18 protein-coding genes are annotated in these 16,477 nt (G+C 71.2%); 7 read left to right on the forward strand and 11 right to left on the reverse strand.

The annotated features are described in order from the left end of the window. Positions 1-119 precede the first annotated feature (119 nt). Together CG719_RS08975 and CG719_RS08985 are read right to left on the reverse strand one after the other, a co-directional pair. Positions 120-755 carry a DUF6230 family protein gene (locus tag CG719_RS08975; RefSeq protein WP_100568003.1) on the reverse strand — a complete coding sequence of 212 codons (636 nt, stop codon included), beginning with the start codon at positions 753-755 and terminating at the stop codon, positions 120-122. Positions 756-1,400: 645 nt separating this feature from the next. Then, entirely contained in the window at positions 1,401-2,372 is a 972-nt protein-coding gene (locus CG719_RS08985; RefSeq protein ID WP_100568004.1) for a tetratricopeptide repeat protein, read from the reverse strand. 238 nt (positions 2,373-2,610) lie between these two features. Between CG719_RS08985 and CG719_RS08990 the strand changes: the two genes are divergently transcribed. Next, positions 2,611-3,228: a TetR/AcrR family transcriptional regulator gene (locus tag CG719_RS08990; protein WP_100568005.1), complete on the forward strand. Its 618-nt coding sequence runs from the start codon at positions 2,611-2,613 to the stop codon at positions 3,226-3,228. A 42-nt stretch (positions 3,229-3,270) separates the two neighbouring features. Here the strand turns inward: CG719_RS08990 and CG719_RS08995 are convergent, their stop codons facing one another. The 4 genes from CG719_RS08995 to CG719_RS09010 form a co-directional block, all read right to left on the reverse strand. Further along, positions 3,271-4,971 (reverse strand): acyl-CoA mutase large subunit family protein, encoded by a 1,701-nt coding sequence (locus tag CG719_RS08995; protein ID WP_100568006.1) that lies wholly within the window; start codon positions 4,969-4,971, stop codon positions 3,271-3,273. 79 nt (positions 4,972-5,050) lie between these two features. Then, positions 5,051-5,395: a DUF3817 domain-containing protein gene (locus CG719_RS09000; protein ID WP_100568007.1), complete on the reverse strand. Its 345-nt coding sequence runs from the start codon at positions 5,393-5,395 to the stop codon at positions 5,051-5,053. A gap of 101 nt (positions 5,396-5,496) precedes the next feature. Then, on the reverse strand, positions 5,497-6,006 hold the full coding sequence (locus CG719_RS09005) for a MarR family winged helix-turn-helix transcriptional regulator (protein WP_100568008.1): 510 nt from the start codon (positions 6,004-6,006) through the stop codon (positions 5,497-5,499). 44 nt (positions 6,007-6,050) lie between these two features. Further along, positions 6,051-7,334, reverse strand: a complete 1,284-nt coding sequence (locus CG719_RS09010) for an MFS transporter (protein WP_100568009.1) — start codon at positions 7,332-7,334, stop codon at positions 6,051-6,053. A 101-nt stretch (positions 7,335-7,435) separates the two neighbouring features. On the opposite strand from CG719_RS09010, the gene CG719_RS09015 reads away from it, so the two are divergent. Continuing rightward, positions 7,436-8,416, forward strand: coding sequence for an ArsR/SmtB family transcription factor (locus tag CG719_RS09015; protein WP_100568010.1), 981 nt, complete (start codon positions 7,436-7,438; stop codon positions 8,414-8,416). 49 nt (positions 8,417-8,465) lie between these two features. Here CG719_RS09015 and CG719_RS09020 read toward each other — a convergent pair whose 3' ends face one another. Both CG719_RS09020 and CG719_RS09025 read right to left on the reverse strand, forming a co-directional pair. Beyond that, positions 8,466-8,777 (reverse strand): MTH1187 family thiamine-binding protein, encoded by a 312-nt coding sequence (locus CG719_RS09020; RefSeq protein WP_100568011.1) that lies wholly within the window; start codon positions 8,775-8,777, stop codon positions 8,466-8,468. Further along, positions 8,774-9,118 (reverse strand): DUF3817 domain-containing protein, encoded by a 345-nt coding sequence (locus tag CG719_RS09025; protein ID WP_100568012.1) that lies wholly within the window; start codon positions 9,116-9,118, stop codon positions 8,774-8,776. Before CG719_RS09025 ends, CG719_RS09020 begins: the two co-directional genes overlap by 4 nt. A gap of 218 nt (positions 9,119-9,336) precedes the next feature. Here CG719_RS09025 and CG719_RS09030 point away from each other — a divergent pair, with 218 nt between their 5' ends. The 4 genes from CG719_RS09030 (at position 9,337) to CG719_RS09045 (ending at position 11,990) form a co-directional block, all read left to right on the forward strand. Next, entirely contained in the window at positions 9,337-9,969 is a 633-nt protein-coding gene (locus CG719_RS09030; RefSeq protein WP_100568265.1) for an AIM24 family protein, read from the forward strand. 1 nt (position 9,970) lies between these two features. Then, positions 9,971-10,621: an AIM24 family protein gene (locus CG719_RS09035; RefSeq protein WP_100568013.1), complete on the forward strand. Its 651-nt coding sequence runs from the start codon at positions 9,971-9,973 to the stop codon at positions 10,619-10,621. Continuing rightward, positions 10,618-11,421: an AIM24 family protein gene (locus CG719_RS09040; RefSeq protein WP_100568014.1), complete on the forward strand. Its 804-nt coding sequence runs from the start codon at positions 10,618-10,620 to the stop codon at positions 11,419-11,421. The genes CG719_RS09035 and CG719_RS09040 overlap by 4 nt, the downstream gene beginning before the upstream one ends. 92 nt (positions 11,422-11,513) lie before the next feature. After that, complete coding sequence (locus tag CG719_RS09045; protein ID WP_100568015.1) at positions 11,514-11,990, forward strand: MarR family winged helix-turn-helix transcriptional regulator; 477 nt, start codon at positions 11,514-11,516, stop codon at positions 11,988-11,990. A 58-nt stretch (positions 11,991-12,048) separates the two neighbouring features. Here CG719_RS09045 and CG719_RS09050 read toward each other — a convergent pair whose 3' ends face one another. The 3 genes from CG719_RS09050 to CG719_RS09060 all read right to left on the reverse strand — a co-directional run bounded on the left by CG719_RS09050 (position 12,049) and on the right by CG719_RS09060 (position 15,688). Next, positions 12,049-13,263: an MFS transporter gene (locus CG719_RS09050; RefSeq protein ID WP_100568016.1), complete on the reverse strand. Its 1,215-nt coding sequence runs from the start codon at positions 13,261-13,263 to the stop codon at positions 12,049-12,051. A gap of 178 nt (positions 13,264-13,441) precedes the next feature. Continuing rightward, the gene (gene meaB, locus CG719_RS09055) at positions 13,442-14,398 is read right to left on the reverse strand and encodes a methylmalonyl Co-A mutase-associated GTPase MeaB (RefSeq protein WP_100568017.1); all 957 of its coding nucleotides are present in this window, start codon (positions 14,396-14,398) and stop codon (positions 13,442-13,444) included. A gap of 81 nt (positions 14,399-14,479) precedes the next feature. Next, positions 14,480-15,688, reverse strand: coding sequence for an acetyl-CoA C-acetyltransferase (locus CG719_RS09060; RefSeq protein WP_100568018.1), 1,209 nt, complete (start codon positions 15,686-15,688; stop codon positions 14,480-14,482). Positions 15,689-15,837: 149 nt separating this feature from the next. Here CG719_RS09060 and mce point away from each other — a divergent pair, with 149 nt between their 5' ends. Further along, entirely contained in the window at positions 15,838-16,278 is a 441-nt protein-coding gene (mce, locus tag CG719_RS09065) for a methylmalonyl-CoA epimerase (RefSeq protein WP_100568019.1), read from the forward strand. Positions 16,279-16,477: the final 199 nt, after the last annotated feature.

Here is a 16,477-nt window from a genome sequence, read left to right on the forward strand (position 1 = left end):
CCCTGGTGCGGCGTTGCTGTGATGAGGGTGGTGCTGGTCGGTGTGGGGGGTGTGTGAAGAGCGGGTGGAAGGTGGAACGGGCGGGGGCGCCGTCGGCTCCCCCGCCCGTCACCGAGTGCCTAGTAGCACTCCTTGGCCTTCGTCGACAACGACATCTTCAGGCCGCTCAGCTCGAAGGTTCCGGCGGTGGTCGCCCACGCCGTCTGCTTCACGTCGATCAGCGTGGCCGTCTCGGCCTGCTGGGCGAACCCGAAGGGGTTGGACAGCTCGTTGCCGCCCTTCATGCCCGGACCCTTGCCGGCGTCCTGGGCCGCAACACCGATGTCGATGTTGTTGAACGTGGCGTCGGCCTGCAGGTCGGCGACGTCGATGTAGATGTTGTGGGCCTTGACCGGGGTCTTGCCGCCGCCGGCCTTGAGGATGAGGCTCACCGAACCGAAGACCGGAACGTTCGGGGTGACCACGGACTGGCAAAGATTCGTGATCTTGGCGTCCCTGAACGCCGAGACCGCGACGGGGTGCACCGTCTCCTTGCCCTCGAGGGTGTACCCCTTGTCGATCGCCCCGTACTGAGAGAACCCCTCACCTTCCAGCCTGTCGGCCGACACCTTGAACGACTGACCCGACACGCTGAACGACGCGGCGAGGGCACCCTGAGCCAGGGCCACGCCTATCGCCGCCGTCGCGGCCACGCTGGGCACCATGACCACAGCGAACCGCTTCCATCTGGTCCCGCCACGCACCTGGGACTCCATAATTCCTCCTTCTCGGACGTACATCTCCTGGCCCGGCTCACCACCGGCCGGCGGCTCGGCCGGGCAGGGATGGGAGAAGTGCTACGTCCTCGGGAAGGAGAGCGCCCGCGCTCGGTGGCGCCAACCGCGCCCGAATCACCGGCGATCACCCCCGAGCGACAACCACTGGTCGCGCCTGACACGCATCACGCACAACCTTGCTGGACAGGCTTCACCAGCCGGCGAAGACCCCCCTGCCCAAAGGGACGGCGCCACTGCCGCCGGCCCTGCTCGGTGGTGACCCAGGCACCCCAGGACCCGGCCGGCTGCCGGGGGTACGGGGATGGACCGAGCGTCGCCGATCGTGGTGCATTCTCGCCGCCCGCACAAGGGGGTTCGTTACTCGCTGGTAACGGCGATATGGCCGGGGTACGACTCACCGGCCCCGAACGGCGACACTCGGTGCTAACAAAGGGGAGAACAAAACGGCGGATGCCCGGACGGAAACGGGCGGAACCACACCGTCGATTTACTGCCAGTAACAGCGGCCGCGTTGACCAAGTTTTGGTAAAGCGCGGCCGCCCTGACGACTCCTCGGCCAATCTTTCACTCGGGCATCACAGGCCGGTGTTTAACGACCGGTCGGCCCGGGAGGGTTGACCCGGATCAGAAAAGCGCCCGCGCCAACGCCCGGCGCGCCCCCGTGACTCGCGGATCCTCGGGCCCGACGACCTCGAAGAGTTCCAGCAGCCTCAGCCGCGCCGCGTCCCGGTCCTCACCGGCGGTGCGCCGCACGGTGTCGATGAGCCGGCCGAAGGCGTCCTCCACATGACCGCCCACCAGATCCAGGTCGGCGGCGACGAACTGCGCCTGCACGTCGGCGGGCTTCTCGGCCGCGTCCTTGCGCACCCGCTGCGGGTCGAGACCCTGCACCCGCTGGAGCAACTCGGCCTGCACCAGGCCGAGTTTGGCCTCGGGGTTGGCCGGGTCGTCGGCCAGTACGTTCTTGTACGCCTGGACCGCGCCGCCCAGGTCGCCGGCGTCCAGCGCCTGCGAGGCCGCGTTCAGCAGCGCGTCGTACGGGCCGACCGGGACCTGAGGGGCCGTCTGCGCGCCCGCCTCGGCGTCCGGGTCGACGGTCAGACCGGTCAGCCCGAACCGCTGCTCGGCGACCTGCACCAGCTGGTCCAGCGTCTGCCGGATCTGCTCCTCGCCCGCCGCTCCCTGGAAAAGGGGCAGGGCCTGACCCGCGACCACCGCGAAGACCGCGGGGATCCCCTGGATGCCGAACTGCTGCATCAGCAACTGGTTGGCGTCGACGTCGATCTTGGCGAGGAGGAAGCGCCCGTTGTACTCGACGGCCAGTCGCTCCAGGACCGGGCTCAGCTGCTTGCAGGGCTGACACCACTCGGCCCAGAAGTCGATGACGACGGGCACCTCTGCCGACCGCTGGAGGACATCGCTCTCGAAAGTGGCCTCGTCGACGTCGATCACGAGATCGGCCGGGGAGACCGCCCCCGCGCCGCCCTCCCTGGCCGCCTTGGCGCGCGCCTGCTCCGCCTTCGCCTTGGCCTCCTGGGCCGCCTTCACCGCGGCGAGGTCGACGACTCCGCTCATGGACATGTTCCGTGGCTGCATGCGCCTATCCTCCCCCGTTCTGCCCGCCTGAGTGAAAACCGCCGGGAAAGCCGTACCGCGCCGGGCGCCCGGTCCCCACCCGGCACCCTGTGGTCATCGCTCGGACGCGGGCTCGCACCCGCGTTTCGCTACGACCCGTAGCGTAATGGCCGCGGGCGCCAGCGCGAAAGCGCGGCCCGGTGATCTCTCTCACGACCGGACAGGAACCACTCGTTTTCGGTCCGGTTATGGTCGGGGGATGCAGAGCCGCACCCCCGCCGCCCGCGCCGGCCGGCCGCGCAGCGCCGCCGCCGACGCGGCGATCCTCGCCGCCACCCGGGCGGCACTGGTGGAGCTGGGCTGGTCCAGGCTCACCCTGGGGGACGTGGCCACCCGGGCCGGGGTCGCGAAGACGACGCTGTACCGCCGCTGGGCGGGCAAGAACGAACTCGTGGTCGACGCCGTCGCCGAACTCTTCGACGAACTCCACCTCCCCGACCGCGGCAGCCTCGCCGCCGACATCGAAGGCGTGGTCCTCCAGTTCGCCGGGATCCTGGCCCGGCCCGAGGCCAGGAGCGGCCTGATGGCCGTGGTCGCCGAGTCGACGCGCGACGAGGCACTCCGCGAACGCATCCGCACCTCGATCGTGGACCGCCAGAAACGCCTGGTCCTGGAGGGCCGCGCCCGCGCCCAGGACCGGGGCGAACTCCCCCCGGAGCCGGACCCGGAGGAGGCCGCCCGCGCGGCCGGCCTGATCTTCGACATCGTCGCGGGCGCCGTGGTGCACCGCACCCTGGTCAGCGCCGAACCGGCGGACGAGGAATGGGTGCGCGGTTTCACCCGGGTCCTTCTGACCGGGCTGGCGGCGAGCGGTTGACGGGGGCGCCGGGACGGAAGCGACCGTCCCGGCGCCGGGCCCTCAGAACCCCGCGGGCTCCGTGTACACGCCCCACTCGTCGCGCAGCACCCCGCAGATCTCGCCCAGCGTGGCCTCGGCGCGCACGGCGTCGAGCATCGGCTCGATCATGTTGGCACCGGACCGCGCGGCCGCCAGCATCGCGTCCAGCGCGGAGCGGACGACGCTCTCGTCCCGCCCGGCCCTGCGCTCCCCGAGCACGCGCACCTGTTCCCGCTCCACCTCGTGGCTGACCCGCAGGATCTCCAGGTCGCCGGTGACCGAGCCGGTGTGGACGTTGACGCCGACGACCCTCTTGTCGCCCTTCTCCAGCGACCGCTGGTACCGGAACGCCGACTCCGCGATCTCTCCGGTGAACCACCCGTCCTCGATGCCCCGCAGGATGCCGGACGTGATCGGCCCGATCGGGTGCTGCCCGTCGGGGTGCGCCCGCAGCCCCCGCTCCTTGATCTGCTCGAAGATCTTCTCGGCGTCGGCCTCGATCCGGTCCGTCAGCTGCTCGATGTACCACGAACCGCCCAGCGGATCGGCGACGTTGGCGACCCCGGTCTCCTCCATCAGCACCTGCTGGGTGCGCAGCGCGATCTCCGCGGCCTGCTCGCTCGGCAGCGCGAGCGTCTCGTCGAGCGCGTTGGTGTGCAGCGAGTTGGTGCCGCCGAGCACCGCCGCGAGCGCCTCGACGGCCGTACGCACGACGTTGTTGTACGGCTGCTGGGCGGTCAGCGAGACCCCGGCGGTCTGCGTGTGGAAGCGCAGCCACTGCGCCTTGTCGGTCCTGGCGCCGTAGACGTCCCGCATCCACCGGGCCCAGATGCGGCGCGCGGCGCGGAACTTGGCGATCTCCTCGAAGAAGTCGAGGTGCGCGTCGAAGAAGAAGGACAGGCCGGGCGCGAAGACGTCGACGTCGAGACCGCGGCTCAGACCCAGCTCGACGTACCCGAAGCCGTCGGCGAGCGTGTACGCCAGCTCCTGCGCGGCCGTCGCCCCGGCCTCGCGGATGTGGTAGCCGGAGACCGACAGCGGCTTGTACGCGGGGATCCTGGCCGCGCAGTGCTCCATCAGGTCGCCGATGAGGCGCAGATGCGGCTCGGGCTGGAAGAGCCACTCCTTCTGCGCGATGTACTCCTTGAAGATGTCCGTCTGCAGCGTGCCGTTGAGAACGGAGGCGTCCACGCCCTGCCGTTCCGCGGCGACCAGGTACATGCAGAAGACGGGGACGGCCGGCCCGCTGATCGTCATCGACGTGGTGACGTCACCGAGCGGGATGTCCTTGAACAGCACCTCCATGTCGGCCGCCGAGTCGATGGCCACGCCGCAGTGGCCGACCTCGCCCAGCGCACGGGGGTCGTCGGAGTCGCGGCCCATGAGCGTCGGCATGTCGAAGGCGACCGAGAGCCCGCCTCCGCCGTTGCCGAGGATCATCTTGTAGCGCTCGTTGGTCTGCTCGGCGTTGCCGAACCCGGCGAACTGCCGGATCGTCCACGTACGCCCCCGGTAGCCGGTCGGGTACAGGCCGCGGGTGAAGGGGTACTCCCCCGGCCAGCCGATCCGCTCGAATCCCTCGTACGTGTCTCCCGGTCGGGGGCCGTACACCGGCTCCACGGGGTCGCCCGAGAGCGTGGTGAAGTCCGCCTCGCGCTTGCGTGCGGCGTCGTACCGGGCCTGCCAGCGGTGGCGGCCCTCCTCAATGGCGTCAGCGTCCATACCCTCGAATTTACTAGGACGTCCAAGTAAATGTCGACGGCTGACCGCCGTACGTGTTCCGTACGGCGGTGGCGCGTGCCTACGCCTCGGCGACCGCGGGGGCCTCGTCCTGCGCGGCGAGCCGGGACTCCAGCTCGCGGCTGACCCTGCGCTCGACGAAGAAGGCGGCGGTCGGGATGGTGCCCGCGAGGAGCACCCACAGCTGCTTGGCGACCGGCCACTTGGCCTTGGAACCCAGGTCGAACGCGAACACGAGGTACACGACGTACAGCCAGCCGTGCGCGATGCCGACGACGCTCGTGAAGCCCGCCGCGCCGTCCATCTTGAACAGGTACTTGGCGATCACGCCGAGAGTCAGCAGGACCAGCAGCACACCGGTGACGTAGGCCATGACCCGGTAGCGGGTCAGCACGCTCTTTTTCATGGGGACGAGCGTAACCACCCGTTCCGGGAGATCTTGCCCCGGGTGGCCGTGACGCGGCGACCCGTGGCCCGGCCCCTCAGTCCTGGGGCCGGCCGTGCACGTCAGTCCTCGTCGAAGTCGTGCGCGGCGATCCGCAGCGGGCGCAGCATCGCGAAGATCTCGCCGCACTCCTCGGCGTCGTAGGCCCCGAGGCCGAACTCCATCGCCATCAGGTCGCGGGTGGCCGAGTCGACGACCTCGCGGCCCTTGTCGGTGATGACGGCGAGCGTGCCGCGCCCGTCGTTGGGGTTGGGGCGCCGGGCGACCAGGCCGGACTTGACCAGCCGGTCCACGGTGTTCGTCACGGACGTGGGGTGCACCATCAGACGCTCGCCGATCTTGGACATCGGCAGTTCGCCGGCCTTGGAGAAGGTGAGCAGCACCAGGGCCTCGTAGCGCGCGAAGGTCAGCCCGTACGGCTTGACCACCGCGTCGACCTCGGCGAGCAGGATCTGGTGGGCGCGCATGATCGAGGTGATCGCGGCCATGGACGGCACGCTTCCCCAGCGCTGCTTCCAGAGCTCGTCGGCACGGGCGATGGGGTCGAAAGGAAGACTGAGGGGCTTCGGCACGTCACCAGACCCTACCCGGCGGTCATATGCGGATCAGCCCCGTCTCAGCCTTCGGTCCGGCGGGCGGCCACCGCCAGCCCCACGCAGCACACCGTCCCCAGGACTCCGGCCCCCGCGACGGTCGCCGTCACTCCGGCGAACTCCGCCGCGACCCCGGCCAGCGCCATGCCCACGCCCTGGATCGTCATGAGTCCGGCGGTCAGCAGGGTCATGGCCCGGCCACGCAGTTCCCCGGGCACCGCCCGCACGAACCACTGGTCGAGGCCGAGCGTGTACGCCGACCCGGCGCCCGAGAGCACCAGCAGGACCAGGGAGACGGCGAGGCCGGGGCGCAGGGCGTAGCCGAGGTAGGGCAGCAGGGTCAGGCAGACCAGCGGCAGGGCGATCCGCTCCCGGACGGCCGGCCGCAGCCGGGAGCCGGCGTACAGCTCGCTCGCGATCGTGCCGACGGGCAGCCCGCACATCAGCAGCCCGAGCCCGACGGAGCCGGCGCCGAGCGCGTCGGCGTACGGGGCCGCCAGGGCCTCCGGCACGACCGCGAACATCGGCGGCACCCAGAACAGCAGGAGCAGTACGCGGACCCGGCGGTCGGCGAGCACCAGCCGGGCACCGCGCAGCGAGTCGCCCACCAGGGCGCCGGGCTGCCCGGTCCGGGCGGGGCGGTGCCGGGTGCCGAGGCGGAGCAGGGCGGCGGAGGCGAGGAAGGTGACGACGGTGATCAGCAGGGCGTGCCGGGGGCTGACCACGGTGAGCAGCAGGCCGCCGAGGCCGAAGCCGGCGAGCAGCGCGCTCTGCGAGACGATTCGCAGCAGGGAGCGGCCGAGGACGAACAGCTCGCCGTCGCCGAGGATGTCCGTGAGGCTGGCCATCCGCGTTCCCTGGAACACCGGTGACACCACGGCGACGGCGCAGCGCAGCGCGAGCAGGACGCCGATGTGGGCTCCGGGCACCACCATCGGCGCCACGCAGGCCGCGCACACCAGGTCGCAGACGACGAGCACGCGGCGGGCCGGGAAGCGGTCGGCGATCCCGCTGAGGAGGGTGCCGCCGATGACGTAGGGCATGAGGCCGAGCGCGAAGGTGAGGGCGCTCATCAGGGGCGAGCCGGTGAGGTCGTAGACGAGGACCGACAGGGCGATCTCGCTGACCATCACGCCGAGCAGGGAGAGGGCGTGGGCGGCGAAGACCGCCCGGAACTCGGGTACGGCGAAGACCCGGGCGTAGCCGGCCGGCGGTTCGGCCATGGGCACCGGGGCGGGCGTGGGTGCGAGTGCGGGCCGGTCCGGGGCCTGCGGGGTCGGGGTGGGCTCGGGAGCTTGCTGCTGCATGGGCGGCAGCGTGCCGGTGGGAGGGGCGGTCGGCGTAGAGTTTCGGCCACTGCCGAATCTTCGCCGTCTGCCGTGTCTTGCCGTGTCTTTCTGGGGGTGCCGTGCCGTTCCGTCTGCACTTCGGCGGTGACGACCTCCTGCGGTGCCGGTTCGCGGTGTCGCCGCTGTGGGAGACGCAGGAGGCGGTGCGGACGCTGCGGCGGCCGGACCGGCACGGGTACCACCCGTACTGGCTGCGCCGCATCCGGGAGGCCGCGCGGGGCCTGGACCTCGCCCCGCTGTGGCTGCTCATGCCCCGGCGCGGGCACAGCCCCGACTTCCTCGGACCGCCGCCGATCGGGCCCGCGGCCGTGTTCGAGGACGAGATCGCCCAGGTGCGGGCGGCGGACCCCGGGGCGGCGAGGGACGACCTGGCGCGGGCGCTCGCCGATACGCCGGGTGCGCTGGAGTCGTCGCGGGGGCGGGCGATGCTCGCCGATCCGGGGCGCGCGGTGCGGGAGCTGGCCGATCTGATGGAAGCCGCGTGGCGTGCGCTGATCGAGCCGGAGTGGCCGCGGCTGCGGGCGCTGCTCGAGGCGGATGTGGCCTTCCACTCGCGGCGGCTGGCCGAGGTGGGCCTGGGGGCGCTGCTGCCGGAGCTGGACCGGCGGCTGTCCTGGGACGGGCGGACGCTGACGATCGACTGGCCGGGCGAGCACGGGCGCGACCTCGACGGGCGGGGGCTGGTGCTGATGCCGAGCGTGTTCTCCTGGCCGGACGTGATCAGCGGCTTCGACCCGCCCTGGCAGCCCACGCTGGTGTATCCGGCGCGGGGGCTCGCGGGCCTGTGGGCGCGGCCGGGCACGGAGGGCGGCGAGCCCCTGGTGCGGCTCCTTGGGCGGGGGCGGGCCGGGGTCCTGGCCGCGCTGAGCGATCCGGCGACGACGACGGCTCTGGCCCACCGGCTGGGTCTTGCCCCGTCGTCGGTGTCGGCGCATCTGACGGTGCTGCGGGACGCGGGCCTGCTCACGTCCCGCCGGTACGGGCACCAGGTGCTGTACGAACGCACACCGCTGGGGATGGCACTGGTCTCGGGCGGATGAGGGCCGCGCGGCGCGGGACGGGTGACTCCCGGACGCGCCGCCGGGTTGCCTACCGCGCCGGCCGGGCGTCCTCGGCGAGGTGCCTCTCGACCCGTTCCACCTTGGCGGTGAGGCCGTCCGTCACGCCGGGTCGGATATCCGCCTTGAGGACCAGGGAGACACGCGGCGCGCGTGCCTCCACCGCGGCGACGGCGCGCTTGACGACGTCCATGACCTGGTCCCACTCCCCCTCCACGGAGGTGAACATCGCGTCGGTGCGGTTGGGCAGGCCGGACTCGCGGACGACCCGGACGGCGTCGGCGACGTACTCCCCCACGTCCTCGCCGACGCCCAGCGGAGTCACGGAAAAGGCGACGATCATGCCTTCACGATCCCTTCGCGGCGGGCACGGGAGGCGATCACCGCGTCCTCGGCCTCGCGCTTGAGCCTGCGCTCGGCGAAGAAGCCGCCGGTGGGCAGGACCGAGAGGACGAAGTAGAGGGCTGCGGTGCCCAGCGGCCACTTGGCGCGGTTCCAGGCGTCGGCCCAGAAGATCACGTACAGGATGAACAGGATGCCGTGGACCGCGCCCATCACGGGCACCGCGTTGAATTCCGTGGTCCGCTTCAGGACCGAGCAGACCAGCAGCAGGAGGAAGGAGACCGCCTCGGGGGCGGAGACCAGGCGGAGGCGGCGGAGGGCGGTGGCGGTCTTGATGTCCACGGGTCACCTTCGATGGGAGACGGACCGGCGGGTCGCTGGGGTGTCGCGGGCCGGCTTGTGAATGCGAGCACAAACGTTCGTCCATTGTGGCAAACCCGGGGGGCGGGTCCGGGCAGGGGGTGGGCGCCGTCGTCCCGTAAGGGGGTGAATCAGGGTCGTTGTCCTCCCGCGAACCCCTGTCGGGCTCCGCCGTCCGCCGCTACCTTCGCTCCGTGGCGATGTTCCGACTTCAAGACAGCAGGGTGCTGGCCGTCGACATGACCGGGGACGCCGTGAAGGCGAAGAACGGCTCGATGGTCGCGTACGACGGGCAGATGGCCTTCAAGAGGCTGACCGGGGGCGGCGAGGGGCTGCGCGGCATGGTGACCCGGCGGCTCACCGGCGAGCAGATGACGGTGATGGAGGTGCGGGGGCAGGGAACGTGCTGGTTCGCGGACCGGGCGGCCGAGATCAATCTGGTCACGCTCCAGGGGGACAAGCTGTACGTCGAGTCGAGCAACCTGCTCGCGACGGACGCGGGGCTGCGCACCGGGACGACGTTCACCGGGCTGCGCGGCGCCTCGCAGGGCAACGGACTGTTCACGACCACGGTCGAGGGGCACGGGCAGGCGGCGATCATGTCGGACGGACCGGCGGTGGTGCTCCGGGTCAGCCCGCAGTACCCGCTGATCGTCGACCCCGGCGCCTATGTCGCGCACCAGGGGAACGTCCGGCAGTCCTTCCAGTCCGGGGTGACCTTCCGCACGTTCCTCGGGGAGGGCGGCGGGGAGGCCTTCCAGATCCGGTTCGAGGGTGACGGGCTGGTGTACGTCCAGCCGAGCGAGCGGAACACGATCGCGGGGGACCTGTGAGATGACCTTCCGGGAGATCAACTCGAAGATGGTCGAGGCGCCGGTCGTGCCCGGCCGGCGCCTGTTCAGTCAGCGCGGCGCGATGCTCGCCTACCGGGGCGACGTGGCGTTCACGCCCAACATCCAGGGCGGTCAGGGCGGTCTGATGTCGATGATCGGGCGCCGGGTCGCGGGCGAGGCGACCCCGCTGATGACCGTGGAGGGCAACGGAACGGTGCTCTTCGGGCACGGCGGCCACCATGTGCACGTGATCGAGATGACGGGCGACACGCTGTACGTGGAGGCGGACCGCCTGCTCGCCTTCGAGGGCACGCTCCAGCAGGGCACGATGTTCATGGGCTCGCAGGGCGGGGTCATGGGCCTGGTGCGGGGCCAGGCGACGGGCCAGGGACTGTTCACGACGACCCTCCAGGGACACGGCTCGGTGGCGGTGATGGCGCACGGCGGCGTCTTCGAGGTGCCGGTCACCCCGCAGCGCCCCGTCCACGTCGACCCGCAGGCCTACGTCGCCCACCACGGCGACATCCGCAACAAGCTGTCCACCGCGCTGGGCTGGCGCGAGATGGTGGGACGCGGCTCCGGCGAGGGCTTCCAGCTGGAGCTGAGCGGCAACGGCACGGTGTACGTCCAGGCCTCGGAGGAGAAGCTGTGAGCGCGTACGGAACGCCCGGCTCGGGGCCGGTGGTCCACGACCCGTCGACCCTGCCGGCCGACGACAACGTGAACCCGTACACCTTCTGCGTGGAGCTCAAGGGGAGCCAGTGGTTCCTGCAGAAGGGGAAGATGATCGCCTACTACGGGTCGATCGGGTTCAACGGCATCGGGCACGGCGCGCTGGACCTGCTGACCCGTACGTCGTTCCATTCGCCTCTGCACGCGAGCGACTGGGTGGTGGCCGAGGGCTCGGGCCGGATGCTGCTCGCCGACCGGGCCTTCGATGTCAACTCCTTCGACCTGGACGACGGCAATCTGACCATTCGCTCCGGCAATCTGCTCGCTTTCCAGCCAAGTCTCGCGCTGAAGCAGTCGATCGTGCCCGGCTTCCTGACCCTCATCGGGACCGGGAAGTTCGTGGCCGCGTCCAACGGGCCGGTGGTGTTCATGGAACCCCCGATCCGGGTGGACCCGCAGGCGCTGGTCGGCTGGGCCGACTGCCCGTCCCCGTGCCATCACTACGACCACGGGTACCTGACCGGCGTACTGGGCGGGCTGCGTTCGATGACGGGCCTCGGGCCGGTCTCCGGGGAGGAGCACCAGTTCGAGTTCGTGGGGGCGGGTACGGTGCTGCTCCAGTCGAGCGAGAGCCTCATGGCCGAACTGGCGGCGGGGGTGCTTCCGGACGAGGCGGGGGTACCCGGAGGGGGAAGGGTGTCCGGAACCCGCGGACAGCAGGCCGGCCAACCGCGCTTTCCCGGACAGCTGGGAGATCTCCAGCGTCGCTTCGGTGTGTGAGCGGTAGTCTGCGGAGTGTGACGTCGAACGCGTGCACGCCGCCACACCACGCTCACTAGTTCGCCTTTCAACTTCTTAGGTAGACTTCATTCATGGAGACCGAGACGGCCACGAGCTGGCTGACGAATGCGGAGCAGTGCGCCTGGCGCACCCACCTGGAGGTCAACAGGCTGTTGACGTACCAGCTCGAAAAGGACCTGCAGCCGTTCGGCCTGACGATGAACGACTACGAGATCCTGGTGAATCTCTCCGAGTCGGAGGACGTGCGGATGCGCATGAGCGACCTCGCGTCCGCCACGCTCCAGTCCAAGAGCCGCCTCTCCCACCAGATCACCCGCATGGAGAACGCGAACCTGGTCCGCCGCGAGAACTGCGAGTCCGACCGCCGGGGCCTCTACGCGGTCCTCACCGACCACGGCATGGAGACCATGCAGAAGGTCGCCCCCCACCATGTGGCGTCCGTCCGCAGGCACTTCATCGACCTGCTCGACCACGAGACCCTGACGGAACTGGACAAGGCCCTGAAGCCGATCGCCGAGCATCTGCGGGGGCAGCGGGGACGTCCCTGATCCTGGCCGGGACGTCCGCGCGGCTCCGGGGTCCCGGAGCCGCGCGGACGGAACGCGCCTAACGGCGCCGCCCCGGTGCGGCGACCAGCGCCGCCGCCACGGAGACCCCTCCCGCCAGCAGGAAGCACACCCCGAGCGGCAGGGCGCCGATCAGCAGTCCCGTCACCAGCGCTCCGCCCGAACCACCGGCGTTCACCGCCGCGTTCACCCACGCCCCGGCCCGCGTCCGGGAGCCTTCCGCCGCCGTCTCGTCGGCCAGCAGGTACGCCGTGGTCAGCGCCGGGGCGATGAACGCGCCCGCGCAGGCCATGACCGCCGTCAGGGCCCACAGGCCGGGCGCGAGGCCCGCCGCGGCGATCACGGGGCCAAGGCCCACCGCGAACCAGGTCAGACGCACACGGGCGGGTGTACGCCAGTCGATCGCCCCGTTGACGAGGCCGCCCACCGCGCTGCCCGCCGAGAGGCCGCCCAGGACCCACGGCACCACGGCCGTGTCGTACGACCTCTCGGCGGCGAACGCCATCACCAGCAGGTCCACTCCGCTGAGCGCCAGGCCGACGCCCGCGGCCACGGCGACCGGCGGCAGAAGGCCGCCGAGTCCGGCGGGGCGGCCGCGGGACTTCTCCCGCCGTGGCGCCGGACGGGCGCCGGTCATCACCGGCGAGGTGACGAAGGCACAGGTGCCGGCGACGATCAGCAGCGCGCTGAGCAGGATGCCGGACGCCGGGGGCGCGAAGCCCACCAGCACGCCGACGAGGACCGGGCCGGAGACGAACAGCAACTCCTCGGCGACGCCGTCCAGGCTGTAGGCACGCAGCAGGAGGCCCCGGTCGGCGACGAGTTCGGACCACAGGGCCCGCATGGTGGGGCCCAGCGGGGGCGCGCAGGCGCCCGCGAGGGCGGCAACCGCGGCGACGGCCGCGGCCGGTGCGCCGGGCCCCCAGGTCAGGAGCGCCAGGGCGCACAGCAGAGCGCCGTAGAGCACCGCCATGGGGAGCAGGGCGCGGCGCCGTCCGTACCGGTCGACGAGGGACGCCCGCAGGGGCATCAGGAAGACCGACGTCGCTCCGAACAGGGACATCACGGCGCCGGACACGGCATACGACCCGGTGGCCCGGGTGACGGACAGCATCACCGAGAGCGACACCATCCCGTAGGACAGGCGTGCCGTCAGGGCGGCGGCGAAGGTGCGGCGCGCGTGCGGGACGCGCAGGACGGCGGCGTACGAGGGCCGCGCGGGCAGGGCGGGGCGCGACGAAGTGGGCGCGGACATGAGTGGTTCCTCACGTGAGGGCAGGGAGACGGGACACCGGAGCGCCGCGTCCGCCGACGGTCGGTCGTCGGTCCGGGACGCGGCGCGGGTGCGCGGTCTATGCCATGAGGAGGAACATGCGGATCAAGTTAGCGATACCCGCCGGGATTGGCCACGGAGTTTCCGGACGAGGCCGGGATCAGCCCTCGGTCAGACCCGTCACCAGTTCGTCCGCCGCCTGGTAGGGGTCCAGTTCGCCGGCGACGATCCTTTCCGCGAGGGTGCTCAGGCGGCGGTCGCCGTGAAGGTCGCCGATCCGTTCGCGCAGGGCCGTGACCGCGATGGTCTCCACCTCGCGGGAGGCGCGGGCGCGGCGGCGCTCGGCCAGGACGCCCCGCTCCTCCATCCAGGCCCGGTGCTTCTCCAGCGCCTCGACGACCTCGTCGATGCCCTCGGAGCGCGCGGCGACCGTCTTGACGATGGGCGGGCGCCAGTCGCCGGGACCGCGGGCCTCGCCGAGGCCCAGCATGTGGTTCAGCTCGCGGGCGGTGGCGTCCGCGCCGTCCCGGTCGGCCTTGTTGACGACGTAGACGTCGCCGATCTCCAGGATGCCGGCCTTCGCCGCCTGGATGCCGTCGCCCATCCCCGGGGCCAGCAGGACGACGGACGTGTCGGCCTGGGAGGCGATCTCCACCTCCGACTGGCCGACGCCGACCGTCTCGACCAGGATCACGTCGCAGCCCGCCGCGTCCAGGACGCGGATCGCCTGCGGGGCGGCCCACGCGAGCCCGCCCAGATGGCCCCGGGTGGCCATGGAGCGGATGTAGACGCCCGGGTCGGAGGCGTGCTCCGACATCCGCACCCGGTCGCCGAGCAGCGCGCCGCCGGAGAACGGCGAGGACGGGTCGACGGCCAGGACGCCCACCCGCCTGCCCTGCTTGCGGTACGCCGTCACCAGCGCGGACGTGGACGTCGACTTGCCCACGCCCGGGGAGCCCGTCAGGCCGACGACGTACGCGTTGCCGGTCAGGGGCGCCAGCGTCCGCATCACCTCCCGCAACTGCGGGGACGCCCCCTCCACCAAGGAGATCAGCCGGGCCACGGCCCTCGGCCGGCCTTCCCTGGCCTGGGCCACCAGAGAGGAGACGTCCTGCATCACAGCTCCGTTCACGTGATCCTCGTACGCGGTCGGCGTGCGAGAGGTCCTACGAATGAGGTCGGTCGGGCGTCGCCCGGCTCAGGCCTTCGGCACCCGGACGATCAGCGCGTCGCCCTGACCGCCGCCGCCGCACAGCGCGGCCGCGCCGACACCGCCGCCGCGCCGCTTCAGCTCCAGCGCCAGGTGCAGCACGAGACGGGCGCCGGACATCCCGATCGGGTGACCCAGGGCGATGGCGCCGCCGTTCACGTTCACCTTTTCCGTGGACACACCGAGGTCCTTCATTGACTGCACGGCCACGGCGGCGAACGCCTCGTTGATCTCGACGAGGTCCAGGTCGGAGACCTCCAGGCCCTCCTTCTTGAGGGCGTGCAGGATGGCGTTGGAGGGCTGGGACTGCAGGGAGTTGTCCGGACCCGCGACATTGCCGTGGGCGCCGATCTCGGCGATCCACTCCAGGCCCAGTTCCTCGGCCTTGGCCCTGCTCATCACCACCACGGCCGCGGCCCCGTCGGAGATCTGCGAGGAGGAGCCGGCGGTGATCGTGCCGTCCTTGGCGAAGGCCGGGCGCAGCTTGGCCAGGCCCTCGGCCGTGGTGTCGCCGCGGATGCCCTCGTCCTTGCTGAACAGGACCGGGTCGCCCTTGCGCTGCGGGATCTCCACCGGGGTGATCTCGGCCTCGAAGACGCCGTTCTTCTGCGCGGCGGCGGCCCGCTGGTGGGACAGGGCGGCGATCTCGTCCTGCTCGGCGCGCCCGATGCCCAGGCGGGTGTTGTGCTTCTCCGTCGACGCGCCCATGGCGATGCCCTCGAAGGAGTCGGTCAGGCCGTCGTGGGCCATCGAGTCCAGCATCTCCACCGAGCCGTACTTGTAGCCCTCGCGGGACTTCGGCAGGAGGTGCGGGGCGTTGGTCATGGACTCCTGGCCGCCGGCCACGACCACGTCGAACTCACCCGCACGGATCAACTGGTCGGCGAGCGCGATGGCGTCCAGGCCCGACAGGCAGACCTTGTTGACCGTGAGCGCGGGGACGCTCATCGGGATGCCCGCCTTGACCGCGGCCTGGCGGGCCGGGATCTGCCCCGCCCCGGCCTGGAGCACCTGGCCCATGATCACATACTGCACCTGGTCGCCGCCGATCCCCGCGCGGTCGAGGGCGGCCTTGATCGCGAAGCCGCCGAGGTCGGCTCCCGAGAAGGACTTCAGCGAGCCCAGCAGCCGCCCCATGGGCGTCCGCGCGCCCGCGACGATCACCGAGCCGGTCGTACCGGAAGTTCCAGAAGACATGAGCTGCGATCCCCTTACCGGCCTGCACGGCCGAGGAGTGAACGAGGGTTTACTTCGAATGTACTGAGCGGTGCTCCGCCGCGTCATCGGGCCGTCGGTGTGATCGCGCGCACGTTGCGTAACCATCCCGGTGGCGCTGCACTGATTCCATGCTGACGCGAATCGACCACATCGGAATCGCCTGCCACGACCTCGACGCCACAGTCGAGTTCTACCGCTCCACGTACGGCTTCGAGGTGTTCCACACCGAGGTCAACGAGGAACAGGGCGTGCGCGAGGCCATGCTCAAGATCAACGAGACCTCCGACGGCGGGGCCTCCTACCTGCAACTCCTCGAACCGATCCGCGAGGACTCCACCGTCGCGAAGTGGCTCGCGAAGAACGGCGAGGGCGTTCATCACATCGCCTTCGGCACGGCGGACGTCGACGCGGACGCGGCCGCCGTGCGCGACAAGGGCGTACGCGTTCTGTACGACGAGCCGCGACGCGGTTCGATGGGGTCGAGGATCACTTTCCTGCACCCGAAGGATTGCCACGGAGTCCTGACAGAACTGGTCACTTCGGCGGCCGTTGAGTCGGTTGAGCACTGACTCCCGTACATAAGGGCCGGTAGGGTTGGGGGCGGTCGTCCTCCCAGCGGGGACGACCCGGTCCTGCCGTCAGGAATGACAGGACCGCCGGGGTCCGTGTTTCGGGGGACGAGCGGCGGGGCACCAGCCCGTGCTCCGCTGTTGATCTGACACCATTTCCCGGGGGCCCCGTTCGGCGGATGGACGGAGCTCGTTTGGA

The sequence above is a fragment of the Streptomyces sp. CB01373 genome (assembly GCF_002803075.1).
GTDB lineage: Bacteria > Actinomycetota > Actinomycetes > Streptomycetales > Streptomycetaceae > Streptomyces.